The sequence below is a fragment of the Halococcus dombrowskii genome, from assembly GCF_022870485.1.
Lineage (GTDB): Archaea > Halobacteriota > Halobacteria > Halobacteriales > Halococcaceae > Halococcus > Halococcus morrhuae.
In genome coordinates this window covers 625,065-647,131 of the sequence record NZ_CP095005.1, presented here as the reverse complement: position 1 = coordinate 647,131, position 22,067 = coordinate 625,065, and the positions used below count along the sequence as shown (strand labels likewise).

The window sequence follows — 22,067 nt, the reverse complement described above, 5'->3', positions numbered from 1 at the left end:
ATCTATTTGTATTTAGTTGAATGCCGAGAATCCGGTGAGATCCTGGCCGAGGATCAGCGAGTGGATGTCGTGGGTGCCCTCGTAGGTGTAGACGGTCTCCATGTTGGCGAGATGGCGCATCGGCGAGTAGTCGGTCGTGATCCCGTTGCCACCGAGCATCTCGCGGGCCACGCGGGCCTGATCGCGCGCCATGCTGACGTTGTTGTACTTCGCCATCGAGACCTGCTGGGGCCTGAGGTCGCCGCGCTCCTTGAGATCGGCCAGCCGATGGGAGAGCAGCTGTGCGGTCGTGATCTCGGTCGCCATCTCGGCGAGTTTTCCCTGCTGGAGCTGGAAGCTCGCGATGGGCTTGTCGAACTGCTCGCGATCGGTCGCGTAGTCGCGGGCCGTCTCGAAACAGTCGCGCGCCGCACCGATCGCGCCCCAGGTGATGCCGTATCTGGCCTGTGTGAGACACGAGAGCGGCCCTTTCATCCCCTCGACACCCGGCAGCACCGCCGATTCGGGCACGCGGACGTTCGACAGCCCGATCTCGCCGGTGACGGAGGCGCGCATCGAGAGCTTCTCGTCGATTTTATTCGTGCTCACGCCGTCCTTGTCCGTCTCGACCAGAAAGCCTCGCACGGGCGACTCCTCTGCGGAGGTGTCGCGCGCCCAGACGACGGCGACGTCGGCGATCGGCGAGTTCGTGATCCAGGTCTTCGACCCCGAGAGGACGTACTCGCCACCGTCCTTTTCGGCGCGGGTTTCCATCCCCGCGGGGTTCGAGCCGTGTTCGGGTTCGGTCAGCCCGAAACAGCCGACCGTCTCGCCGCTCGCGAGATCGGGCAACCACCGTTCCTTCTGTTCTTCGGAGCCGAAGGCGTGGATGGGGTACATCACCAGCGCGCCCTGAACGCTCGCCATCGATCGGATGCCGGAGTCGCCCGCTTCGAGCTCCTGCATCAGGAGACCGTAGGCCGTCTCGGAGACCCCAGGGAGACCGTAGCCGTCGAGATTCGGCGCGTAAAACCCCAGCTCACCCATCTCGGTGACGAGCTCCTCGGGAAAGGTGCCGTTCTCGAAGTGCGTCCCGATGTCGGGAGCGACGTTCTCGTCGACGAACTCCCGGGCCGTATCGCGGATCATCCGCTCTTCCTGGTCGAGATCGGCTTCCAACCCCACGTAGTCGAGCATGGAAGATCTACACGGCAGACCCTGATAAATTCCCCCGTATCCGACGCGCAACCGTTTTGCCCGCCTCCGTGCTCCGACGAAACGAATGGCGCTCTATCCGACCGAGCAGTGGCTGGCGGCGTACAAGGATCGGCTCGACGACAGCGAGGCGCTCGACGAGGCGGGTGCCGGCTGGGGCGTCGATTTCGACGGCGATATCTACTTCGTCATCACCGACGTCCCCGTCGCGGAGACGACGCTCGGCGATCTCCCCGACGAGGCGATGGCCGGCCTCCCGGACCGCTTGCGCGACCAGCTCGCCGACATCCCGCTCGATGCAGCGAACGAGCTCATCGACGAGGAGGTCAGAGCCGAGCTGCCGGAGAAGAGTCGCGATCTCCTGCGACAGCTCGACGAGTACATCGTCGACGGTACCGTTTACGCGTTCATCGGGCTGAAGGACGGCGGCTGCGAGGAGGTCGCGGTCGTCGAGGACCCTACCGAGCGCGACGTCGGGTTCAGGCTTCGCGGCACGCACGAAACCTGGTCGGCGCTCGTCGACGGCGACCGCGAGCCGATCCCGGCGGCGATGAGCGGCGATCTCGAGGTCGAAGGCGACATGGGGACGATCCTCCAGTACTCCGACGCGACGGCGCTGCTCGGCGAGATCGCGGCAGAGGTCGAGACCACCCACCTGTTCGAGCGGGCCGACCAGTAACCGTTACACGACGCGACTCTCGGGTCGGTCGGCGATCTCGCGAACGTAATCGGTGAAGTTCGCGAACAGCGACTTCGCCTCGCAGGCCGCCGCGTAGTTCTCCTCGGTGATGCCGTCGAGAACGCGCTCGATGCGCTCGTCGGGGAGCTCCTTGCCCAGCGTGACGGTCTGTGCCGTCTCCATGTCGTACTCGGGGTGGAACTGCACGCCGAAGGCGTTCCCGGCGCGGAAGCCGTGAATGCCGTAGTCGTTCTCGGCGGTTCGCTCTGCACCGGGCGGAAGCTCGGTCACGGCATCGGAGTGGGTCGTGAAGGCCGTCACCGTGTCGTCGAACAGCAGCCCGTCGCCCTCGACCTCGCGATAGCCGATCTCGTACTCGCCCATGTCTTCGACGGTGCCCCCGAGCGCCTCGGCGAGCACCTGGTGGCCGAAACAGACGCCGAGAAGGGGCATGTCGCGGTCGGTGGCCTCGTCGACCCACTCGACCAGCGCGTCGATCCACGGCTCGTCCCAGTAGACCGACGCGCGCGAGCCGGTGACGACCGCGGCGTCGAAGGCGAACGTTTCCGGGAGCTCCTCGCGGACGGCGAACTCGACGAGGTCGGCGTCGAGTTCGCGGCGGAAGTTGCGAACCGTGGAGGGCTCCTGTGAGGCGTTGAGAAGTGCGATCCGGGGCCGCTGCATTCTATGAGAGCGGTTGGGGCTCTCGGCTATTGTACGTTGTGATACTGTCATCGGCGTCGCTACGGGTCGGGAGCGAAATCCGTTATCGAGGCCGCGACCGCTACGGCTGCTTCCAGGACTCGCCGTAATCGGGACCGGTCGCGACGGCTCCCGGCGCACCGCCCGCCACGTCCGAGAAGGGGCGCTGGCGTGCGCTCACCCCATCCAAGAGCGTCCGCACGTCCGCTTCGAGTCGGTCGGCGTATTCGAGCCGGAGTCGCCTCGCGTCCGGCTTCGAGATGCGCGCGCGACTGCCGATCTCCGCCGCGATCGGGCGATAGTTCCGCGGGTCGATCGACAGCCGTTCGAGATACGACCACACCGCCTGCGAGTCGAGTCCCTCCCCCATCGCCGCCGCGGTGAGCCGCGCGAGTTCCGTGAACGGTGGCACGCGGATGCGGTGTGGTCCAACCTCTGGCTCGCCGATCTCGACCGCCTTCGTTCCGGTCTGGGCCACGAGCCGCGCGACGTCGCCGGTCAGCGTAGCGATCTGCGAGGGTAGCGCCGTGTCGGGCGTCCGCCACTCGACGGTCGGGAAGTCCCGTCGCACTCGGATCGGCGACGCGATGACGTCGTCGGACCGGAAGTGTGTCGCGAACTCCCGGGCCGTGACGCCCCGATCGAGCGCGATCGCACGGAACGACTCATAGGCGGTATCGAGGCGCTCGTTCCACGCGCCGGCGTCGCTCGTGTACTCCCAGAGATCGCGAAATCGGACGAACTCCGGCCCACACAGCGTCCGGTAGGCGTGCGGGCGCGAGGCCGACAGACCTCCCTCGCCGACGTAGTACGGCGACGAACTCACGAGCGCGAGCGCGGGATCGAGCGCCGTGAGGAGGTTTACCTGGCGCGCGACGTTGCCGATGTCGAAGTGGATATGCGTGCCGGCACACTGCGTCGCGGGCGTCAGTCCGTCGCCGTAGATCCGTTCGAGAAGCCGCCCGCGATCGCTCACGATCGGCGAGGAACCCCTGGCGAGCGGCGTCCCGAGCGGGACGAGGCGCAGCCCCGCCGCGTCGGCCGCGGCGAGCACCGTCCGGAGCGTCGACTGCAGCGTCTCGCGGAGTTCGCGCTCGCTCGCGACCGGCGGCGTCTTGACCTCGATCATCGCGGCGACGAACTCGGGTTCGACGCACTCGTGTGCCGTGACCAGTTCGCGACCGTCGCGGAGCGCGCCCGATTCGTCGACTACCCAGTATTCGCATTCGATGCCGACTTTCATGATAACTCACCCCCACCCCCGCACGGCAGGACTGTACCGCCTCGGAGGATACGGATGGATTTATAGTTGTCTATTTTATGTAAAAATTCTTATGTTGTGGGAGCTACTCCGAGACCTGCGAGAGCCACTCCTCGGCACGGCTCTCGGGGATCTCGGCGGCGTCGGCCACCGTTTCGACGTCGGCGGCCGCGAGATCGCCGGTCGTCTCGATCCCTGCGTCACGCAGGCGATCGGCGTAGGTCGATCCGATACCAGAGACGCTCTCGACGTCGTCCACGTCCCCCTGATCGTCGGTCGTTTCGTCGGTGTCGTCGTGGATGCTGGTCGGCTCCTGCGTGTCGACCGCCTCGTCGGCCGCGTCGCTCGCGTCGTCGATCTCGATCGCTTCGGCATCGTCGAGCTGCGAGCGCTCCTCGTACCACTCGCAGACCTCGGGCCAGACGTTTTCGTGGGAGCTGCCCGAGACCGAGAGGCCGATGTGACCCGTCGAATATTCGATGACCTCGGTGTCATCGCTGCCGATGACCTCGTTGAACGGGATGCTCGTCTCCGAGGGGATCAAGTGGTCGTACTCGCCCGTGATCTGGAGAACGGGCATGTCGATGTTCTCGATATCCACGTGGGTGTCACCCAGGTAGAGCTCGTTGTTGTAGAGCTTGTTCTCCTGGTAGATATCCGTGACGAACTGGGCGAACGTGTCGCCGGCGACGTCGATCCCCTCCGAGAGCCAGCGCTCCATCCGCCCGAAGTTCTCGATGAAGTCGTCGTTTTCGAGGTTGTCGTAGAGGCGGACGTACTTCGAGACGTAGTTCGACACTGGATCCATCAGCGCGAAGCCGACGTCGAGCATCTCCGCCGGCGCGTTGCCGTAGGCGTCTTTGAGCTCGTCGGGCGAGAAATACTGGTCGTCACCCCAGAGTTCGAGCACGCCGCCCGTGTCGTCGAAGCACAGCCCCGCGGCCATCAGGCCGAGATTTCGGACTTTCTCGGGGTTGAGCGCGGCGTACATCGCCGACATCGTCCCACCCATGCAGTAGCCGAGGACGTTGATCGCGTCCTGGTCCGACTGCTCGCGCACTTCGTCGACACAGTTGTCGATATACCGCGTCACGTAATCTTCGAGCGTGAGATGCTGGTCGAGCCGCGAGGGCTCGTTCCAGTCGATCATGTAGACGTCGAAGCCCGCCTCCAGCAGCCGTCGGATCACCGATCGATCGGGCTGGAGGTCGAGGATGAACGGTTTGTTGATCAGCGCGTAGATGACCAGGATCGGAACGTCGTGTTGCTCGTCCGTCCGCGGCTCGTAGTGCAGCAGTTCGAGCTTGTTCTCCGTGTAGACGACCTCGCTGTCGGTCTGGCCGACCTCGACGGAGGCCATCTGAGCGAGCTGTTCGGGGGCGATCTCGGTCTTCTCGATCGCGTCGGCGGCAGCTTCGAAGCTCTGGCGCTGGGCATCGAGGCTCAGCGAGAACGGGTCGAAGGCCGAAGGGCGCTCGCTCATCTACTCCTCCAGGAGCCGGTCGAGTTTCTGCGAGACCTCGTGCTGGCGGCGTTCGAGTTCGATCAGCCGCTCGGCCACCTCGTCGACGTCGTCGCGGGTGGCGAAGCCGAGGCTCTCGAGGGTGTCCTGGCTCATCTCGTCGACTTCCTGCTGGAGCTCCAGCATGTCGCCGACCAGTTCGCCGGTGCCGGCGGCGAAGGCCGTCGTGCCCATCACCTCCGAGAACGCCTCGTTGGCGCTCTGGAGCCAGATATCGCGGAACTCGCTTACGTCGACGTCCTCGCCCTCGGCGGCGTCGGCGATGCGCGAGTTCATCCGCTCGGCAGCCTCGATCCAGACCTCGTAGGCACGGCCGTAGCCCGCCATGCCGTCCTCGACGGTGTCGGGATCGGGTGTGGAATCCTCGAACGCGCCCATCCACGATTCCATGAACGCGGACTGGGCCTCCATGTTCTGTTCGAACGACTCGGCGACCGCGTCGTTCATGTCGTTCATCATCGTCGTCCAGCGCTCCTGGACCTCCTCGGGATCGGTGTCGCTCATACTGCTCATTGGTGTGGTTGTCTGAAAAATCTATGTCCGCTCAGGCCGAGACCTGCGTCTCGAACTGCTCGGCCTGCGCTTCGAGCTGTTCCTGGAACCGCTCGACCTGCGACTGGAGCTGCTCCTGAAACTCCGTGGCCTGCTCCAGCTGACGTTCTGACTGTGCCTCGAACTGCTCCTGGATGTCGGCCATGCGCTCGGCCTGCTCGTCGAGCTGGCTCCCGAAGCGCTCGGCGAACTCCTCGTTGCGCGTCGCGGTCTGCTCGACCATCTCGACCGTTCCCTCCTGGAGCTGTTCGTGCGCCGCGAACAGTTCGTCCATCCCCTCGTCCATCGCCGTGACGGATTCCTCGGAGAGTTCGTCGTGACCGTCGAGGGCTTCCTCGACGGACGCTTCGAGCTGGTCGAAGCTCTCGGCGTGGAGCTCCTTCAGCCGGTCGAACCCCTCGTCGGCGTTCTCGCGGAACGCCCGGACGTTCGTGCCGGCGGGCGTCGCGGTCTCCATCGCCTCGAAGTAGCTCTCGACGGCGGTTTCGGCGGCTTCGACGCCCTGCCGCTGGAACGTCTCCTGGCTCTCGATGCCCGAGAGCAGCATCTCGCCGGCGTTTCGCTGGAGACTGAATCCCTGCTCGACGGCGCGCTGGCTCTGCTCCAGAACTGTGCGCTGCATCGCGAACGTCGCTTCGATCGGTGTGGTGTACTGGTTCATGAGTCCTCCCTGTTTCGCTTGACGGGGACGACGACCGTCTGGACGATATCCCCCTCCTCGATATCGAGCGCCTCGCGCTCGGCGTCGGGGATCGAGATGCGCCCGCCGCTCTGGACGCGCGTCTTGAACGTCGCCGTCCCCATGCTCGTGGCGGCGATCTCCGACAGACTACTCGGCCCCGATCCGCCGGCGTTCATCAACTGCTTGGCGAACTCCGTCTGCTGCTCGACGGCCTGCTCGCTTGCCTCTTGGAACTGCTGTGCCCACAACGCCGGCGGCCACGTCGCGTCGTCTTCGTCGGTCATCGCTCGATTTCCTGTAGAGCCCCTGAATGGATAAGCGTTGCGCTGAATGCCATTGAAAACCATCGAGTGGCAGAGAGTGGTCCGAGAGCTGTCGGACGAAAAGACGTTTTTGCGAGCGATTCGGGCGAAATCCACCGAATCGACGCTCGAAGCGTACAAAAAGCACCTGCATGGGAGTCGGAATCGCTTATGTACGTCGATCCCGTAGCTCGGACAGTCCCATGAGTTCAGAATCGAGCCCCTCCACGCTGACCGACGCGTGGGTTCGCAACTCCACGTACTTCCTCGACAGCGTTCTCGCAGCCAACCGCGCCACGCTCGCCGCCCTCGGCGTCGACACCGACAGGGAGGTCGATGCCGGCGAAGAGCGGCCGGAATGGACCGTCGAACTCACCGAGGAGCGTCGCGACGCGCTCGCGGTCGGCGACAGAGTCGCGTTCTCGAAACGGCTCACCGACGACGACGTGCGCGCGTTCGCTGCGGCCAGCGGCGATACGAACCCGCTCCACCTCGACGAGGAGTACGCCGAAAGCACGATGTTCGGCGAACGCATCGCCCACGGCACGCTCGTTTCGGGCCTCATCAGCGCCGCGCTCGCACGCCTCCCCGGGCTCGTCATCTACCTCTCGCAGGACGAGGAGTTCCACAACCCGGTCGCGATCGGAGATCGCGTGACCGCCGAGTGCGAGATCGTCGAGGACCTCGGCGAGAACCGCTACCGACTCCGCACGACGGTCATGAACGGCGACGAGACGGCCATCGACGGCGAGGCGGTCGTCATGCTCGACGAACCTTAGAGGAAGTCGCCGACGACGCGGTCGAACTTCTCGGGATGCTCCCGCGGCGGCCAGTGGCCACACCGCTCGAACGGGACGAACTCGCTGTCCGGGATGCGTTCGGCAGCCCGCTCGGCCCACGCGATCGGGAAGATCGGGTCCTCGCGACCGTGGATCAGCAGTGTCGGCACGTCGAGTTCGTCGAGTCGATCGAGATAGCACGTTCGCAGGCCACAGGCACGGAACTCGTCGCGCTGCCACGCCGCGAGCGCGCTGGCTGCCGACGGCCCGACCGCCCGCTCGACGTCGGCGACGAACTCCGCGGAGGGAGAGACCGTCAGCCCGGCGAGACTGCTCGCGATCAGTCCCGGAGTGGCCAGTCCAGCGCCCAGCCAGCCGTCGATCCCCGGCGTGTTGAGCAGCGCCGCCCCGCCGGGTCGCCACACCGCGTCGCGGCCCAGCCCGTAGCTATCGGCGAGGACGAGCCGCTCGATCTGGTCCTCGTGATCGAGCGCGTGCCCGAGCGCGACAGCCCCGCCCATCGAGACCCCGACGAGGCTGGCTTGCTCGATATCGAGCGCGTCGAACAGTCCGGCGAGCACGGCGCGATAGGACTCCATCGTATACTCGCTGGCCTCGTCGCTCTCGCCATGGCCCGGGAAATCGGGCGCGATCACGCGGTGGTCCTCGGCGAGCGCCGGGAGCGTGTGCTTCCACGAGACACTCGCGGCGTCGAGACCGATGCCGTGGAGCAAGATCACATACTCCCCTTCGCCGGCCGCGAGATATCGGATCCCGACTGATTCGTCGCCGACGTCGATCCCGATTCGCTTCGACTCCACGCCGACCAGCCCCTCGTTCATACCCACGCCTCGGGCGAGCGAGGGTATGAGCGTTCGCACCCATCACGATACTCTCCCACATGATACGCTGTTTGGCTCACGCCGCGGGGAACGGGATCATTTTGGAGACTATCGCACCGATTGATCTCACTGCTTTTCGATCGAACTATACACACGGTGGCTTCAGATACACTGATGAACCCCTACGTACTACTCGCCGCGGCGATCGTTTCCGAGGTCATCGGAACGACTGCTCTGCAATACGCCGATGGGTTCTCGAACCTCCTCCCGACCGGCGTGCTGATCGCCGGCTATCTGACGTCGTTCTACCTCCTCAGTCTGATCCTGGATCAGTTGCCGATCGGACCGGTGTACGCGACCTGGTCGGCGGTCGCGATCGTTCTCATCACGATCATCGGAACGCTGTTTCTCGGCCAACGGATCGATCTGGCTGGAGTGATCGGTATGGCGCTCATCATCGGCGGCGTCTATCTGCTCAACGTCGTCTCCGATGTGTCCGTCCACTAATTCGATTCCGTCAGCGTCTCAGTAGCAAGGTATCCCTGTTATCGCAAGGGGGAAAGTTCGACTCTTCTAAATCCGTAGCGATCATTTCTCGACATCGAGCAGCGCGACCCGCTCGCGGACGAGATCCGCGAGACATGCTTCCGTCGCCGCGAGTTCCCGCTCGCCGATGTCGAAGAACTCGCGGACGCGCGCGGCGTCGAAATCGCCGAGAGTGTCCTTGGCATCGAGCAGTGGTTCGATCTCGTCCCTCGCGGCGCGCTCGTCACCACCCTCCTCGGCCGCGACGAGCACGACGACCGGCTGGTCGCCCTCGCTCACGCCGAGTTCGAGCGCCCGCTCGATCTGACGGCGACCGGCAGCGTAGAGCAGGATCTCGACCGCGCGCTCGCGGGCGATCGCCTCGCCGCGCTCGCGTGCCCGATCGGCGAGGGTGAGTGCGCGTTCGAGATGGGTTCGTGAAACGATATAGCGCGCGTCGAACGCCTGCACCGTACAGCCGTGTTCGTCGCCGATCGCGCCGAGTCGGGCGACGAACTCGTCGACGTCCTCGACCGTCGCCCGTCCCTCAACGAGCTCCATCAGAACTCACCGAGGCTCGACTGGTCATTCTCGTCCGACTCGTCGCCGACGACCGCGACCGACCCCGCCGGCTCGACGCCGTCCATCGAGGGATCGCTCCGACCGACGTTCTCCAGGACGTTCTCGGCGGTCTTCGTCCGTCCACGGAGCGCACCCAACACTACCGATTTCTCGGCGTTTCTGAGGTCGGCGCGACCCTCGATCCCGGTCTCGAACAGCCGACGGGCGCGTTTGCGACCGACGCCGCGCACGCCCGCGAGATCGATGAGCTCCGTGCGGATGCCGTGGGCGACGCGCGTTCTGGCTTCCCTGACGGCGGGGGCCCACTCCAGTCCGAGTTCGCCCGCGAGGCGCTCGGCGGCCGACAGCAGCCACTCGGCGGTGTCGACCTTCCCACGCAGATCTCCCGGGCCGATGCCGTAACGATCGGTGATCGTACTCTCGTCGAGCTCGCTCGCCCAGTCGTCGAGCATGCTGGCGGTCTTGAGCGCCGAGAGCCAGTCGTCCCAGCGCTCCTCGAACTCGCTCGGGACGCTACCCAGCATCTCCGTTTCGTGCTCGTGGGCGATCATCGTGTACTCCTCGCGATCGCCCGAGCGCAAGTAGAGCTCGTACATGTCGGGCGTGCGGCTCACGAGGTGGAAGAGTCCGAGGGCGGTCGGGCGCTCGTCGGTGCTCTCGAGACCGTCGACGATCTCGGCGGCGCTCATCGGGTCGAGATAGAGCCGCGAGACGGTGTGGCCGAGCGAGGTCGCCGTCAGGTCGTCGCCGTCGCGTTCGAGGAAATCGTTGGCGACGAGGTAGTCGAGCATCGAGTCCATGACGCGTTCGAGACGACCGCCTTCGTCCGTCTGTGTCGCATAGAGCGTCCGATCGAGAAATTCGAGCAGCCCGGAGCGCGACCCCGCAAAGCCGGAGGCGACGGTGGCGAGCAGGTGGGTCCGGAGGGCGGGCTCGGCGGCGAGTTTCGAACGGACGGGTTCGGGTTCGGTCCAGATATATCTATCAAAGAGTTCGTCGAGTTCGTCGTGGCTCTTGGCGAGCAGCAGCGATTCGCCATAGGGGTCGAGGCCGGGTCGCCCTGCGCGGCCACACATCTGGTGGACTTCGAGAACGGAGAGGGGTTCCATCCCGCCAGCCTCGCCCGAATAGCGCCGCCAGTCGCGGACGACGACCCGACGACTCGGCGTGTTGACACCCGCAGCGAGCGTCGGCGTCGCCGACACCACCTTCAGCAGGCGGTCGCGAAAGGCCTCCTCGACGAGCTCGCGATGGTCCGAGGCGAGACCGGCATGATGGAAGGCTGCACCCTCCTCCACTGCGTTCGCCAGATCCGAACTCGTCTCGGTATCGCTCACGTCGCGGATCTCGGCGGCGATGTCGGCGAGACGGTCGCGTTCGTCGGCCGTGAGTTCTCCCTCGACCGTACTCGTGAGTCGACGGGCCTCGGCCTCGGCGTTGCGCCGGGAGTTGACGAACACGAGCGTCGATCCCTCGTCGTCGAGCGTGTCGCGCACGATGGCCGCAGTCGGCTTCTCGCCGTCTCGCACACCGAGCTCGTGTTGTTCGCCGTCCTCCAAGTGGATCGCCTGGCCGAAGTGGACGCCCTTCTTGAGATCGATCGGTCGCCACGTCGAGTCGACGAGTTCGGCGTCGAGCCAGTCGGCGAGGATCTCGGGGTTGCCGATCGTCGCCGAGAGCGCCACCGTTTGAAGACCGGGATTTCGCTGGCGGAGTTTCGCGAGCGTGACCTCCAGCGTGGGACCGCGATGGCCGTCGTCGACGAGATGGACCTCGTCGGAGACCACACAGCTCAACTGATCGATCCAGGGTGCGTCGTTGCGGACGAGCGAGTCGACCTTCTCGCTGGTCGCGACGATGATATCACAGGTCGCGAGCCACTCGCCGTCCGAATCGTAGTTGCCGGTGGAGACGCCGACGGTGAGGCCGTACTGCTCGAAGGTCTCGAACTCGGCGCGTTTCTCGCCGGCGAGCGCGCGCAGCGGGACGATGTAGAGGGCTTTGCCGCCGCGGGCGACGCTCGCGGTCATGGCGAGTTCGGCGATCAGTGTCTTCCCCGACGCCGTGGGGACGCTCGCGACCAGACTCTCGCCCTCGGTAACGCCCGCGTCGACCGCATCCGCCTGGGGTGGGTAGAGCTCCTCGATCCCTTCACCACCCAGATGCTCGGGCAGCCACTCCGGGACCGCCGACAGCTCCGAGACGTGCATTACCCATTCTGTGTGCCGCTCACCGTTTAAACCGTCGGAGTACGCCGTCAGCCATATGGTCGCGCCGGGAGAAGCGGGCGTATGCGAGTCGAATTCGATCGCGAGACCTGTATCGGTATGTTCCAGTGCGTCGCCGAGTGGGAGGGGTTCGAGCGCGACGAGGACGCCGGCAAGGCGGTGCTTGTCGATAGTGAGGAAGAGGAGCCCGGGAAATTCGTCCGCGAGGTGCCCGACGACGCCGAGCTGGACGCCAAATTCGCTGCCCGCGTCTGTCCCGTCGACGCCATCACGATCCACGAGGACGGCGAGCAGATCGTCCCGTAGCGTTCGGCCAACGAGTGCGGACGACGGGAGTCGGTAGGCTCTTTCCGGTCGCCGCCGCAACGAACCCATGAGCGCCCGCACCGTCCGGTCGTACTACCGTTCGATCGACGAGAAGCGCTACGACGAGCTCGGAGGGCTCCTCGCGCCCGAATTCGTCCACGAGCGCCCCGACCGCACGTTCGAGGGCCGGGAGACGTTCGTCGCGTTCATGCGCGACGAGCGCCCGCGGACCGAGACGGGCCACGAACTCGACAGACTCTACGACGACGGCGACGAGATCGCCGTCCGCGGCCGCCTGCTCGACGAGGACGGCGAGCGTCTGTTCGGGTTCGTCGACGTCCACACGATCGACGACGGGGTAATCTCCCGCATCGAGACCTACACCGACTGATTACTCCTTGCGGCCCGCGCCGACCGCGCTCTCGCCGACCGGCTCGTGGCCCTCGATGACCTCCTGGCCACCCATGTACGGCCGGAGCGGTTCGGGGATCTCGACCGTTCCATCCGGGTTCTGATAGTATTCGAGGATGGCGACCATCACACGTCCGATGGCGGTGCCCGAGGCGTTGAGGGTGTGAAGGTAGTCGGCCGATTCGTGGCGCTCGGGGCGGTATCTGAGTCCGGCCCGTCGTGCCTGGAACGCCTCGAAGTTCGAGGCCGAGGAGACTTCGAGCCAGCGGCCGCCCTCTTCGGGACCCTCCTCCATGTCGTCGCCGGGAGCCCAGACCTCCAGGTCGTAGGTCCGCGCCGAGCCGAAAGTGAGGTCGCCGGTACAGAGGTCGAGCACGCGGTAGGGGAGGTCGAGCCGGCGGAGCGTCTCCTCGGCCTCGTCGAGCAGCCCCTCCAGGCGCTCGTCGCTCTCCTCGGGCCGGACGAAATTCACGAGTTCGACCTTGTTGAACTGGTGGACTCGGACGATGCCGCGGGTCTCGGTGCCGTGTTCGCCTGCCTCGCGCCGGAAATTGGGGGTATAGGCCTGATGTTTGATCGGAAGATCGTCGTCGAGGAGGATCTCGTCGCGGTACATGTTCGTTACCGGCACCTCGGCGGTGGGACAGAGCCAGAGATCGTCGTCCTCGTAGGCCTCGTGTTCGCTCCCACCGACGCGGTAGGCGTCGTCGGCGAACTTCGGGAGCTGGCTCGTCCCGGTCATCGACTCGCTGTTGACCGGCACGGGCGGGAAGACATCGACGTAGTCCTGCTCGCGGTGCAGGTCGAGCATGAACTGGATGAGCGCGTGTTCGAGCCGCGCGCCGTCGCCCTTGAGGAAATAGAAGCCCGCACCCGTCGTCTTCGCGCCGCGCTCGAAATCCAGGATCTCCATCTCCTCGCCCAGATCGTAGTGGGGCGTCACCTCGTCGGGCAGTTCGCGCAGATCGTCGAACCCCTCGCGGCGGACCTCGACGTTGTCGGATTCGTCCGCGCCCTCGGGCACGCCTTCCTGGGGAACGTTCGGGATTTCGAGGAGCGCCTCGTTCAGTCGGGTTTCGAGGTCGTCGGCACGTTCCTCGACCTCGGTGATGTCCTCTTTGAGATCCTGCGAGCGCGCGATGGCCTCCTCGGCTTCGTCGTCCTCGCCGGCCTGTTTGAGTTCGCCGATACGGTTCGAGACCTCGTTGCGTTCGTGTCGGAGCTCGTCGCCCCGGTTCTTCGCCTCGCGCCACCGGTCGTCGATGTCGAGCACGCGATCGAGGTCGAGGTCGGCCCCGCGGGCGTCGAGGGCCGCGCGCACCTCGTCGGTGTGCTCGCGGAGATACTGTCTGTCGAGCATTTCCCGGCGATTGCATGCCGTGTGACAAAATCCTATTGTTCGACGGGAGGTTTTTCACGGCGCTCGGCGTTCCCAGAGACATGGCAATCGGGGACGTGTTCACCGTCGATGGCTGTTCGGAGCTCCACTACGTCGACACCGGGATGTACGACACCGCGGAGTACGGCGCGGTCTACATCCTCGATGCCGACCGCCCCGCGCTGATCGACACCGGCATCGGCACCAGGTATGAAAACATCCTCGACGCGCTCGACGAGGTGGGCATCGCCCGCGAGGAGTTGTCGTATATCCTCCCAACCCACGCGCATCTCGATCACGCTGGCGGGACGGGCTATCTCGCCGAAGCCTGCCCGAACGCCACCGTGCTGACCCACGAGATCGGCGTTCCTCACCTGACCGATCCCGAACGCCTCGTCGCGGGGACCAAGGCAGCCGTCGAGAGCCAGTGGGAGTATTACGCCGAACCGAAACCCGTGCCCGAAGGTCGCATCGAGGGGCTCTCGGACGGCGACGAGATCGACTGTGGGAACCACACGCTCGCCATCCATCACGCGCCGGGCCACGCGCCTCATCAGGTGATGTTCCACGACCGCGCAAACGACGCGCTGTTCACCGGCGACGCGGCCGGTATCTGGGTACCAAGCATCGAGACGATCCGCCAGACGTCGCCGCCATCGAACTTCGATCTGGAGGCCTGTCTCGCCGACATCGAAACGATCCGCGAGATCAGTCCTGCTGTGCTCTGTTTCGGCCACTTCGGTCCCCGGGAGTACGACGAATCGCTGCTGGACGAGTACGAACGGATCCTGGAAGAGTGGGTCGCGGACATCCAGAACGCACGCGCCGAGTTGGGTGACGACGAAGCAGTCATCGAGCGGTTCGTCGAGCGCAGCGAAATGGCCGAGGCGTGGTCCGAGCGGAAGGCCAGCGCCGAGGAACGGCTGAACGTCCGCGGCGTGCTCGCGTATCTCGATCAGCAGTAGCGTCGCGACTGCACCGGGGCCCCATCGCCCGAAAAGCGCCGTGAACGGTCCAATAAAGCGACGACGGTCGGCATGAAACCGACGTAACGTGGTCCGCGTGCGAGCGAGCTACTCTGATGGATTCCGCTTCTCGCCTCGTTTTCCACGTTCGTTTTCGAGTCCTAGATCATCGACGAGCGCCGGCTCCGATCGTCGATCGAGAGCCGTCGATGGCGATGAACGATCGGCTGAAACCGTCATGGCGGAAAATCAACTTTCTGCGGGAAGTGTGTTCTTCTATTCAATTTCACCTATCCTATTGTAGTTTCTTCCCAGGAATTGATTTGAGACGGAAGTTATAAGTCATTCCGTGATATGGATGCAAGTGGGTCGAACGGAATGTCACGACAGCAAGCACCACCACCGACCGAGGACGCACCGCTCCACGAGGGTGAGACGATGTCGCCGAGCGAGGCGCTGCTCGAACAGTTCGTCGCCGAGGACGCCGACGTAATGTTCGGGATCGTCGGCTCGGCGTTCATGGATTTCCTCGACATCATGCCGCAGGCGGGCATCCGCTACCTGCCCGTGCGCCACGAACAGAACGCCGCCCACATGGCCGACGGCTACGCCGAAGCGCTCTGTGGCCGCGAACCGGGCATCTGCGTCGCCCAGAACGGTCCCGGCGTCACCAACATGGTCACGGGCATCAAGGCCGCCCAGCTCAACCACTCGCCGGTGATCATGCTCTCGCCGGCCGCCACCACGGGCTCGATCGGCACCGACGGGTTCCAGGAGGCCGACACCATGTCGATCTTCGACGAGTGCGTCGACTGGCAGGGCCGTCTCGAAGACAACAGCCGCGTCGCCGAATACGTGCGGACTGCCTACCGCGAATCGCTGACCGAGATGGGGCCCACTCAGATCGACTTCGCCCGCGACCAGCTCTACGGCGAGATCGAGACCGACGTACTCCAGCCCAACCAGTATCGCCAGGAGCGCATCGGGTCGGCCGACGATTCGAAGGTGAGCGAGGCCGCGACCATGCTCTCGGAGGCCGAGAACCCGGCGATCATCGCCGGCCTCGGCACGATCTACTCGGACGCGATCGACGAGGTCGCCGATCTCGCCGAGGAGTTGAACGCCCCGGTGGCGAACTCCTACCTCCACAACGACAGCTTCCCGATCAGCCATCCCCTCGCCGTGGGCGCGCTGGGCTACGGCGGCTCGAAGGCCGCGATGGAGACGCTCTCGGAGGCCGACTGCGTGCTCGCCGTCGGCAGCCGCCTCAGCGGCTTCGGCCTCCTGCCCCAGTACGGGATGGACTGGTTCCCCGAGGACGCCGACGTCATCCAGATCGACGCCGACGCCTCCCAGATCGGGCGCACCACGCGCGTCGAGTTGGGCTTGGTCGGCGATGCCGCCGAAACCGTTCGCGGCCTCGCCGGCGATCTCGATGCGTCCGCCGGTGCGGACGAGGGGCGCGTCGAAGAGATCGAGCAGGCCTACGCCGACTGGAAGGACGAACTCGAAGAGATGTCCCAGTCGGACCAGGCCCCGATCCACCCGCGGCGCGCGCTCTGGGACGTCGCACAGGCGCTGCCCGAGAACACGATGGTGGCGACGGACATCGGCAACACCTGCTCGATGGCCAACGCCTACCTGGAGTTCGACAATCCTGGCAACTTCCTCGCCGCCGGCACCTACGGCAACTGCGGGTTCGCCTACCCCGCAGCCATCGGCGCGAAGGTCGCCCGACCCGACGATCCCGCAGTGGCGCTCGTCGGCGACGGCGCGTGGGGCATGCAGTCGATGAACGAGATCATGACCGCCGTCCGCGAGGACATTCCGGCCGTCGCGGTCGTGTTCAACAACATGGAGTGGGGTGCCGAAAAGCAGAACCAGTACTGGTTCTACAACGACCGCTTCGTCGGCACCGATCTGCCGGAGAACCCCGACTTCGCCGAGATCGCCCGCGACATGGGCGCACGCGGCACGCGGGTCAAAGACCCGGACAACGTCCAGTCGGCGATGACCGACGCGCTCCAGTCGGGCGAGCCCGCCGTCGTCGAGATCATGACCGACGGGACAGAGTTACTCGAACCGTTCCGCCGCGACGCGCTCGACGATCCCGAGCGCGTCCTGGAGAAATACCGCCAGCCCGGCGACGCCAACTACGAGGGCTGAGCCGGCGGCGGTCACCGATCGTCACCGCATTCGAACCACCGATGAGCCTTCTTTCACGACTTCGCGAACAAGCACGGACGGCGAGCCCGCGCATCGTTCTCCCCGAAGCCCACGACAGCCGCGTGCGCGAAGCGGCCGTCAGAGCTGCACGCGACGGCATCGCCGAGCCGGTGCTGTTGGGTACCGACGAGGGATCACGGGCACTATGTGCCGAGCACGACCTGTCACGGGGCGCGCTCACCGTTCTCGATCGGTCCGACGAACGGATCGAGGAGGACGCCGCCGCGTACGCCGCGCTGCGCGACGTGCCCGTCCCGACCGCGAAGCGCGTGCTCGACGACGAGTTGGTGCTCGGGGCGTGGCTCGCGCGCACCGGCGAGGCCGAAGGATTGGTCGCCGGCGCGACCCATCCGACCGCCGAGGTGGTCGCGACGGCCAACGGGATCGTCGGCCTCGATCCGCTGGTCGACACGGCGTCGAGCTACTTCCTGATGGCGTTCGACGATCCGACCATCGGCGAGAACGGTGCGCTGCTCTACGCCGACTGTGGGGTGAACATCGACCCGGACGACGAACAGCTGGCGGACATCGCGCTCGCGACCGCAACGACAGCCGAGGAGCTCCTCGGCTGGGAGCCGCGGGTCGCCATGCTTTCGTTTTCGACGAAGGGGAGCGCGAGCCACGAGACCGTCGACGAGATCCGTCGGGCGACCGAACTGGCCCGCGAGCGGATGGACGGACTCTGCATCGACGGCGAGCTCCAGAGCGATGCGGCGCTCGTGCCGAGCATCGCCGAGCGGAAAAACGGGGATGCGGGCGTCGTCAACGGCGACGCGAACGTGCTCGTCTTCCCGGATCTGAACGCGGGCAACATCGCCTACAAACTCACCGAACGGCTCGCGGGCGCGACGGCGCTCGGCCCGGTTCTCCAGGGCTACGCACGGCCGCTGAGCGATCTCTCGCGCGGCGCGAGCGCCGACGACGTCTACGATATCGTCACGATCACGGCCGCCCGCGCCGCGGCGAGCGAGGGGTTCTCCGACGGGACGATCCTCGAACGCGGGCAGTTGGCTCGACGCGAACAGGAGCCGCCGCGCCCTGAGTGATCGGCGGATCGCCGTATCGATCATCAAGCGACCGTTTTTGCTGATGGCCTCCCCTTCACGGGAATCCGTTCGACCGCATCGACGGACGGATCGCTGCTCATGGCGATAGCAGGTGTTCGTAGCATCCGTGGAATGATCTCGGCCGCTGACGACATCGATCCGGACAAACCGCGTCACGCTGCGCTCGCTAGTTTCTCGGATACCATCGGTCCCGAAACACACCGATGATGGCGTTCGTCGAGTGAGTGGGGATGCTATGGTTCTCACTCTGTGATCGCCGACATCGCTTCGATTCTTCTCCCCCCCCCCCTCGATCTCTCTATCTATCGGGCCAGCGCGGCGCGGCTACGGCGAGCGAAGCGGCCACACCGTGTTTCCGACGAGTGGGTGCATCTTTGAAACACTCTCCAAGAAAACCGTCATCGATCGAAAGTGGGTGCTGACGGCCGCCGGCCGTGAGGGTCGGATGGCTGTGGTGACAACGGGGTCGAGAAGGAGCGTGCGCTACTGCTGTTCCGACACCGGCTGTCGGGTCTCCTCCATCGTGGTCTCGGTCGTCGATCGCCGTGAGAGCGCGAACAGCACCGCGCCGAGGACGATCCAGGCGACGACGATCGCCCACTCACGCGGCCAGAGCAGCGCCGAGGGCGCGCCGGGCATGTAGAGCCCGATGAAAAACAGCGTCACGACCATCGCGGCGATGCCGAAGGTGTAGCCACCGGGAAGCTTGAACGGCCGCTCCATCTCGGGTTCGTTGTAGCGCAGCGCGACGAACGACACCGCGACGGTGAACCAGGCGAGCACGATCCCGAGCGAGCCGGCATTGATGATCGAACTGACGAAGTTGCCGCCGAACCACGGGGCGGCCATCGAAAGTGCGCCGATGAGGACGATCGCGCGCGAGGGCGTGTTGTACTCGGGGTGGACCGTGGCGAGCGACTCCGGCAGGAGCCCCGAATCGGCCATCGCGAAGACAATGCGGCTCGCGCCGATGACGAACGCGCTCCAGCTGGTGAGCAGCGCGCCGATGCCGACGATCGTCATCAGCTTGCCCGCCATGGTGCTGCCGAAGATCGCGCTCATTGCCGTCGCGGCCGGCACGAGGCTGTTGCCGAGCGCGCCCGCGGCGACGGCCCCGCCGGCCGCCCAGATGCTGACGATGTAGAACAGGCCGACCGTGGCGACGACGGCGAGCACCACCAGCGCGAGCGAGCGCGAGGACATGTCGGCCTCCTCGGCGGCCTGTGGCACGACGTCGAAGCCGACGAACAGCATCGGCACCTGGATGGCGACGGTCGTGATCCCGAGCGCCGGCGCACCGCCGAAAGCCGCGTTCGAGACCGACGGTCCGACCGTGAGCGAACCCGTCACGAGCGCGATGCCCGAGATGGCGATGACCGTCGCGAGAACGAGCTGTACCTGCGCGGTGATCTCGACGCCGCGGTAGTTCAGAAACGTGATCGCGAGAATGCCGAGGAATCCGACCGCGACCCACGAGCCGTAGACGGTCTGGCCCGCGAACGTCCAGAGTGCCAGCATATCGAATCCGGGGATCAGATAGGAGAACCCGATGCCGAGAGCGATCGACTGGAAGCCGACGACGCCCATGTAGCCGAGCAACAGCGACCAGCTACAGACGAAGGAGACCGCCGGCCCGAACGCGCGGTGGGTGTAGACGTGCTCGCCGCCCGCGAACGGCATCGCCGAGACGAGTTCGCCGTAGATGAGCGCGACGAGGAGCACGAGCACCCCGCCGATGGCGAAGGCGGCCATCGCCCCGTACGGCCCCGCTTCGTCGATCCAATAGCCCATCTGAATGATCCAGCCCCAGCCGACGATCGCGCCGAAGCCGATGGCGAACAGCTGCCATCGTGAGAGCACCCGTTCCAGCGACCCATCCGTGGTATCATCAGTCATGCTACCGCAATACATTCGCGAATACTTTAATGTTATGTATATTTGTTGGAGTTTCTTGTAGCTATAGACAGTATTCTTGCTGTATCGTCAGAATTCAACCGCCGATCGGGACGCCGTCGTCGGGTTTTGTTACCGAACCCTCATGAACGACCGGCCTGCAAGCACGTCGGCCGACGAGCAACGTCGTCCGGACCGTTCCGGATCGGCGCGGTGGACGGCCGTTCCAATCATCGAGTCGCAATCGACAGCATTGAGTGATACACGCCCCATATATAATATTCTGTTCGGTATATCGGCGCTAGTACGGTAGAAAAGTTTAAGATACTCGCGCATAGTTGTCGATATGCGCATGAGCACACTCGCATCCGAGGAGGACGTGACCGAGCGGGGAACGCTGATGATCGACCGCGACGAGCTCGACGACTGCGTCGAGATGGCGGGCGTCATCGACGCGATCGAGGACGCCTTCGTCGCCTACGAGGACGGCGACGCGGTGATGCCGCCGAAGACCTACGTCGACCTCCCCGAGGAGAACGGCGACTTCCGGGCGATGCCGGCGTACGTCGACGGCGCGGCCGGTCTCAAGTGGGTGAACGTCCATCCGGACAACCCCGTGAAACACGATCTGCCGACGGTGATGGGCGTCGTCATCTACTCCGATCCGGAGACGGCCTACCCGCTGGCGATCATGGACGGAACGAAACTCACACGCTACCGCACCGGCGCGGTCGGCGGCGTCGCCAGCCGCCATCTCGCCCCGCCGGACGCGCGCACGATGGGTCTGGTCGGCGCGGGCGAACAGGCACGCGCACAGCTGGAAGCGATCTCGAGCATCATCGATCTCGATCGCGTCGTCGTCACCGATCTGGACGAGACGGCGGTCACCGACCTCTGTGAGAAGGAAGCCGATCGCGCCGACGAGGTCGTCAGCGGTAGTCCGGAGGAGGTCGCAAGCTGTGACGTGATCTCGACCACTACACCCTCGACGGAGCCGATCCTGAAGCGCGAGTGGCTCGACGAGGGGACACACATCAACGCGATGGGGGCCGACGCGGAGGGCAAGCAGGAGCTCGACCCACGGATCATCGAGGACGCCGCCGTCGTCGTCGACGACTGGGAGCAGTGCTCTCACAGCGGCGAGATCAACGTCGCCGTCGCCGAGGGCCGTCTCGCCAGAAAAGACGTCCACGCCGACCTGAGCGAGGTCGTCAGCGGAACGCGCGACGCACCGACCGACGAACTCACCGTCTTCGATTCGACGGGACTGGCGATCCAGGACATCGCGGCCGCGGGTCTGATCTACGAGAGCGCCGAGGAGCAGGGTGCCGGCTACACGTTCGATCTCGTGGGCACGTAACGACCGCACCGGCAGTCGCCCGTCGCCCGGTTTCCGGCCGTTTCTTCAGTCGTCGTTCTACACGTAATGGGGAGGATTAAGTGCGCGTGTCGAGTATCTTCCAACCACATTCAACTATGGACGAACGTGACATCAAGATCCTCTCGGCGATTGCGAACCTCGGCACCGGCAGCCCCGACCGGCTCCACGAGGAGACGGGCATCCCGAAGTCGACGATCTACTACCGACTGAACAACCTCCGCGAGGAGGGCGTCATCAAGAACGACCTCTACGACATCGACTACGAGAAGGTCGGGCTCGGCGTCACCATCATCGCCGAAGTCATCGCCGAGTACGACGAGGGCTACCACGAGCGCGTCGGTGAGAAACTCTCGGCCATCGAAGGCGCTGATCAGGTCTACTTCACGATGGGCGAGACCGACTTCGTCGTCATCGCCCGCCTCGGCAACCAGGGGATGGTCGAGGACCTCATCAGCCAGTTCGAGGGGATCGACGAGGTGATCCGTACCCGATCGATGTTCACCATCTCCACCATCAAAAACGAGCCGCGACTGCTCAAGAACTTCGAGTTCGATACGCTCGAAGCGATCGCCGACGCCGAAGACGAGTAG

General features: G+C 65.3%; 22 protein-coding genes. 10 read left to right on the top strand and 12 right to left on the bottom strand.

Translation table 11 applies throughout. From position 1 onward, the window contains the following. Window positions 1–12: 12 nt before the first annotated feature. Window positions 13–1,176 carry an acyl-CoA dehydrogenase family protein gene (locus tag MUK72_RS03495; protein ID WP_244703995.1) on the bottom strand — a complete coding sequence of 388 codons (1,164 nt, stop codon included), beginning with the start codon at window positions 1,174–1,176 and terminating at the stop codon, window positions 13–15. Window positions 1,177–1,261: 85 nt separating this feature from the next. Between MUK72_RS03495 and MUK72_RS03490 the strand changes: the two genes are divergently transcribed. Beyond that, entirely contained in the window at window positions 1,262–1,873 is a 612-nt protein-coding gene (locus MUK72_RS03490; protein ID WP_244703993.1) for an SCP2 sterol-binding domain-containing protein, read from the top strand. A 3-nt stretch (window positions 1,874–1,876) separates the two neighbouring features. Here the strand turns inward: MUK72_RS03490 and MUK72_RS03485 are convergent, their stop codons facing one another. From MUK72_RS03485 to MUK72_RS03460, 6 genes are all read right to left on the bottom strand, one after another. Continuing rightward, entirely contained in the window at window positions 1,877–2,557 is a 681-nt protein-coding gene (locus MUK72_RS03485) for a type 1 glutamine amidotransferase (RefSeq protein WP_244703990.1), read from the bottom strand. A 100-nt stretch (window positions 2,558–2,657) separates the two neighbouring features. Then, complete coding sequence (locus MUK72_RS03480; protein WP_244703988.1) at window positions 2,658–3,818, bottom strand: glutamate-cysteine ligase family protein; 1,161 nt, start codon at window positions 3,816–3,818, stop codon at window positions 2,658–2,660. Between the two features lie 103 nt (window positions 3,819–3,921). Further along, a complete protein-coding gene (gene phaC, locus MUK72_RS03475) occupies window positions 3,922–5,319 on the bottom strand; it encodes a class III poly(R)-hydroxyalkanoic acid synthase subunit PhaC (RefSeq protein ID WP_244703986.1) in 1,398 nt (465 codons plus the stop codon). Continuing rightward, window positions 5,320–5,862, bottom strand: a complete 543-nt coding sequence (locus tag MUK72_RS03470; protein WP_244703984.1) for a poly(R)-hydroxyalkanoic acid synthase subunit PhaE — start codon at window positions 5,860–5,862, stop codon at window positions 5,320–5,322. Window positions 5,863–5,902: 40 nt separating this feature from the next. After that, window positions 5,903–6,571 (bottom strand): hypothetical protein, encoded by a 669-nt coding sequence (locus tag MUK72_RS03465; RefSeq protein WP_244703982.1) that lies wholly within the window; start codon window positions 6,569–6,571, stop codon window positions 5,903–5,905. After that, complete coding sequence (locus MUK72_RS03460) at window positions 6,568–6,876, bottom strand: AbrB/MazE/SpoVT family DNA-binding domain-containing protein (protein ID WP_004054394.1); 309 nt, start codon at window positions 6,874–6,876, stop codon at window positions 6,568–6,570. Before MUK72_RS03460 ends, MUK72_RS03465 begins: the two co-directional genes overlap by 4 nt. 221 nt (window positions 6,877–7,097) lie before the next feature. Here MUK72_RS03460 and MUK72_RS03455 point away from each other — a divergent pair, with 221 nt between their 5' ends. Continuing rightward, a complete protein-coding gene (locus MUK72_RS03455; RefSeq protein ID WP_244703980.1) occupies window positions 7,098–7,673 on the top strand; it encodes a MaoC family dehydratase in 576 nt (191 codons plus the stop codon). Here the strand turns inward: MUK72_RS03455 and MUK72_RS03450 are convergent. Continuing rightward, window positions 7,670–8,515 (bottom strand): alpha/beta fold hydrolase, encoded by an 846-nt coding sequence (locus tag MUK72_RS03450; protein ID WP_244703978.1) that lies wholly within the window; start codon window positions 8,513–8,515, stop codon window positions 7,670–7,672. The genes MUK72_RS03455 and MUK72_RS03450 overlap by 4 nt on opposite strands. A 174-nt stretch (window positions 8,516–8,689) precedes the next feature. Between MUK72_RS03450 and MUK72_RS03445 the strand changes: the two genes are divergently transcribed. Next, window positions 8,690–9,022: a DMT family transporter gene (locus tag MUK72_RS03445; protein ID WP_004054401.1), complete on the top strand. Its 333-nt coding sequence runs from the start codon at window positions 8,690–8,692 to the stop codon at window positions 9,020–9,022. 81 nt (window positions 9,023–9,103) lie between these two features. On the opposite strand, the gene cgi121 is transcribed toward MUK72_RS03445, so the two are convergent. Beyond that, entirely contained in the window at window positions 9,104–9,601 is a 498-nt protein-coding gene (cgi121, locus tag MUK72_RS03440) for a KEOPS complex subunit Cgi121 (protein WP_244703976.1), read from the bottom strand. Then, window positions 9,601–11,832 (bottom strand): ATP-dependent DNA helicase, encoded by a 2,232-nt coding sequence (locus MUK72_RS03435; RefSeq protein WP_244703974.1) that lies wholly within the window; start codon window positions 11,830–11,832, stop codon window positions 9,601–9,603. Before MUK72_RS03435 ends, cgi121 begins: the two co-directional genes overlap by 1 nt. An 81-nt stretch (window positions 11,833–11,913) precedes the next feature. On the opposite strand from MUK72_RS03435, the gene MUK72_RS03430 reads away from it, so the two are divergent. Continuing rightward, window positions 11,914–12,156: a ferredoxin gene (locus MUK72_RS03430; protein WP_244703972.1), complete on the top strand. Its 243-nt coding sequence runs from the start codon at window positions 11,914–11,916 to the stop codon at window positions 12,154–12,156. Between the two features lie 67 nt (window positions 12,157–12,223). Next, a complete protein-coding gene (locus MUK72_RS03425) occupies window positions 12,224–12,547 on the top strand; it encodes a nuclear transport factor 2 family protein (protein ID WP_244703970.1) in 324 nt (107 codons plus the stop codon). Here the strand turns inward: MUK72_RS03425 and serS are convergent, their stop codons facing one another. Next, entirely contained in the window at window positions 12,548–13,927 is a 1,380-nt protein-coding gene (serS, locus tag MUK72_RS03420; RefSeq protein ID WP_244703967.1) for a serine--tRNA ligase, read from the bottom strand. It lies immediately after the preceding gene. Window positions 13,928–14,007: 80 nt separating this feature from the next. On the opposite strand from serS, the gene MUK72_RS03415 reads away from it, so the two are divergent. The 3 genes from MUK72_RS03415 to MUK72_RS03405 all read left to right on the top strand — a co-directional run bounded on the left by MUK72_RS03415 (window position 14,008) and on the right by MUK72_RS03405 (window position 18,182). Then, window positions 14,008–14,910, top strand: coding sequence for an MBL fold metallo-hydrolase (locus MUK72_RS03415; RefSeq protein WP_244703965.1), 903 nt, complete (start codon window positions 14,008–14,010; stop codon window positions 14,908–14,910). Window positions 14,911–15,288: 378 nt separating this feature from the next. Then, a complete protein-coding gene (xsc, locus tag MUK72_RS03410) occupies window positions 15,289–17,076 on the top strand; it encodes a sulfoacetaldehyde acetyltransferase (RefSeq protein WP_244703963.1) in 1,788 nt (595 codons plus the stop codon). A gap of 41 nt (window positions 17,077–17,117) precedes the next feature. After that, window positions 17,118–18,182 carry a phosphate acyltransferase gene (locus MUK72_RS03405; RefSeq protein WP_244703961.1) on the top strand — a complete coding sequence of 355 codons (1,065 nt, stop codon included), beginning with the start codon at window positions 17,118–17,120 and terminating at the stop codon, window positions 18,180–18,182. A 504-nt stretch (window positions 18,183–18,686) separates the two neighbouring features. Here MUK72_RS03405 and MUK72_RS03400 read toward each other — a convergent pair. Then, a complete protein-coding gene (locus tag MUK72_RS03400; protein ID WP_244703959.1) occupies window positions 18,687–20,099 on the bottom strand; it encodes an APC family permease in 1,413 nt (470 codons plus the stop codon). 349 nt (window positions 20,100–20,448) lie between these two features. On the opposite strand from MUK72_RS03400, the gene MUK72_RS03395 reads away from it, so the two are divergent. After that, the gene (locus MUK72_RS03395) at window positions 20,449–21,456 is read left to right on the top strand and encodes an ornithine cyclodeaminase family protein (protein WP_244703957.1); all 1,008 of its coding nucleotides are present in this window, start codon (window positions 20,449–20,451) and stop codon (window positions 21,454–21,456) included. 116 nt (window positions 21,457–21,572) lie between these two features. Then, window positions 21,573–22,067, top strand: coding sequence for an Lrp/AsnC family transcriptional regulator (locus MUK72_RS03390; protein WP_004051297.1), 495 nt, complete (start codon window positions 21,573–21,575; stop codon window positions 22,065–22,067).

Excerpts from the sequence above, each read along its gene's own strand:
- MUK72_RS03495 (WP_244703995.1), bottom strand. The coding sequence starts at position 1,176 with ATGCTCGACTACGTGGGGTTGGAAGCCGATCTCGACCAGGAAGAGCGG.
- MUK72_RS03490 (WP_244703993.1), top strand. The coding sequence starts at position 1,262 with ATGGCGCTCTATCCGACCGAGCAGTGGCTGGCGGCGTACAAGGATCGG.
- MUK72_RS03485 (WP_244703990.1), bottom strand. The coding sequence starts at position 2,557 with ATGCAGCGGCCCCGGATCGCACTTCTCAACGCCTCACAGGAGCCCTCC.
- MUK72_RS03480 (WP_244703988.1), bottom strand. The coding sequence starts at position 3,818 with ATGAAAGTCGGCATCGAATGCGAATACTGGGTAGTCGACGAATCGGGC.
- phaC (WP_244703986.1), bottom strand. The coding sequence starts at position 5,319 with ATGAGCGAGCGCCCTTCGGCCTTCGACCCGTTCTCGCTGAGCCTCGAT.
- MUK72_RS03470 (WP_244703984.1), bottom strand. The coding sequence starts at position 5,862 with ATGAGCGACACCGATCCCGAGGAGGTCCAGGAGCGCTGGACGACGATG.
- MUK72_RS03465 (WP_244703982.1), bottom strand. The coding sequence starts at position 6,571 with ATGAACCAGTACACCACACCGATCGAAGCGACGTTCGCGATGCAGCGC.
- MUK72_RS03460 (WP_004054394.1), bottom strand. The coding sequence starts at position 6,876 with ATGACCGACGAAGACGACGCGACGTGGCCGCCGGCGTTGTGGGCACAG.
- MUK72_RS03455 (WP_244703980.1), top strand. The coding sequence starts at position 7,098 with ATGAGTTCAGAATCGAGCCCCTCCACGCTGACCGACGCGTGGGTTCGC.
- MUK72_RS03450 (WP_244703978.1), bottom strand. The coding sequence starts at position 8,515 with ATGAACGAGGGGCTGGTCGGCGTGGAGTCGAAGCGAATCGGGATCGAC.
- MUK72_RS03445 (WP_004054401.1), top strand. The coding sequence starts at position 8,690 with ATGAACCCCTACGTACTACTCGCCGCGGCGATCGTTTCCGAGGTCATC.
- cgi121 (WP_244703976.1), bottom strand. The coding sequence starts at position 9,601 with ATGGAGCTCGTTGAGGGACGGGCGACGGTCGAGGACGTCGACGAGTTC.
- MUK72_RS03435 (WP_244703974.1), bottom strand. The coding sequence starts at position 11,832 with ATGCACGTCTCGGAGCTGTCGGCGGTCCCGGAGTGGCTGCCCGAGCAT.
- MUK72_RS03430 (WP_244703972.1), top strand. The coding sequence starts at position 11,914 with ATGCGAGTCGAATTCGATCGCGAGACCTGTATCGGTATGTTCCAGTGC.
- MUK72_RS03425 (WP_244703970.1), top strand. The coding sequence starts at position 12,224 with ATGAGCGCCCGCACCGTCCGGTCGTACTACCGTTCGATCGACGAGAAG.
- serS (WP_244703967.1), bottom strand. The coding sequence starts at position 13,927 with ATGCTCGACAGACAGTATCTCCGCGAGCACACCGACGAGGTGCGCGCG.
- MUK72_RS03415 (WP_244703965.1), top strand. The coding sequence starts at position 14,008 with ATGGCAATCGGGGACGTGTTCACCGTCGATGGCTGTTCGGAGCTCCAC.
- xsc (WP_244703963.1), top strand. The coding sequence starts at position 15,289 with ATGTCACGACAGCAAGCACCACCACCGACCGAGGACGCACCGCTCCAC.
- MUK72_RS03405 (WP_244703961.1), top strand. The coding sequence starts at position 17,118 with ATGAGCCTTCTTTCACGACTTCGCGAACAAGCACGGACGGCGAGCCCG.
- MUK72_RS03400 (WP_244703959.1), bottom strand. The coding sequence starts at position 20,099 with ATGACTGATGATACCACGGATGGGTCGCTGGAACGGGTGCTCTCACGA.
- MUK72_RS03395 (WP_244703957.1), top strand. The coding sequence starts at position 20,449 with ATGAGCACACTCGCATCCGAGGAGGACGTGACCGAGCGGGGAACGCTG.
- MUK72_RS03390 (WP_004051297.1), top strand. The coding sequence starts at position 21,573 with ATGGACGAACGTGACATCAAGATCCTCTCGGCGATTGCGAACCTCGGC.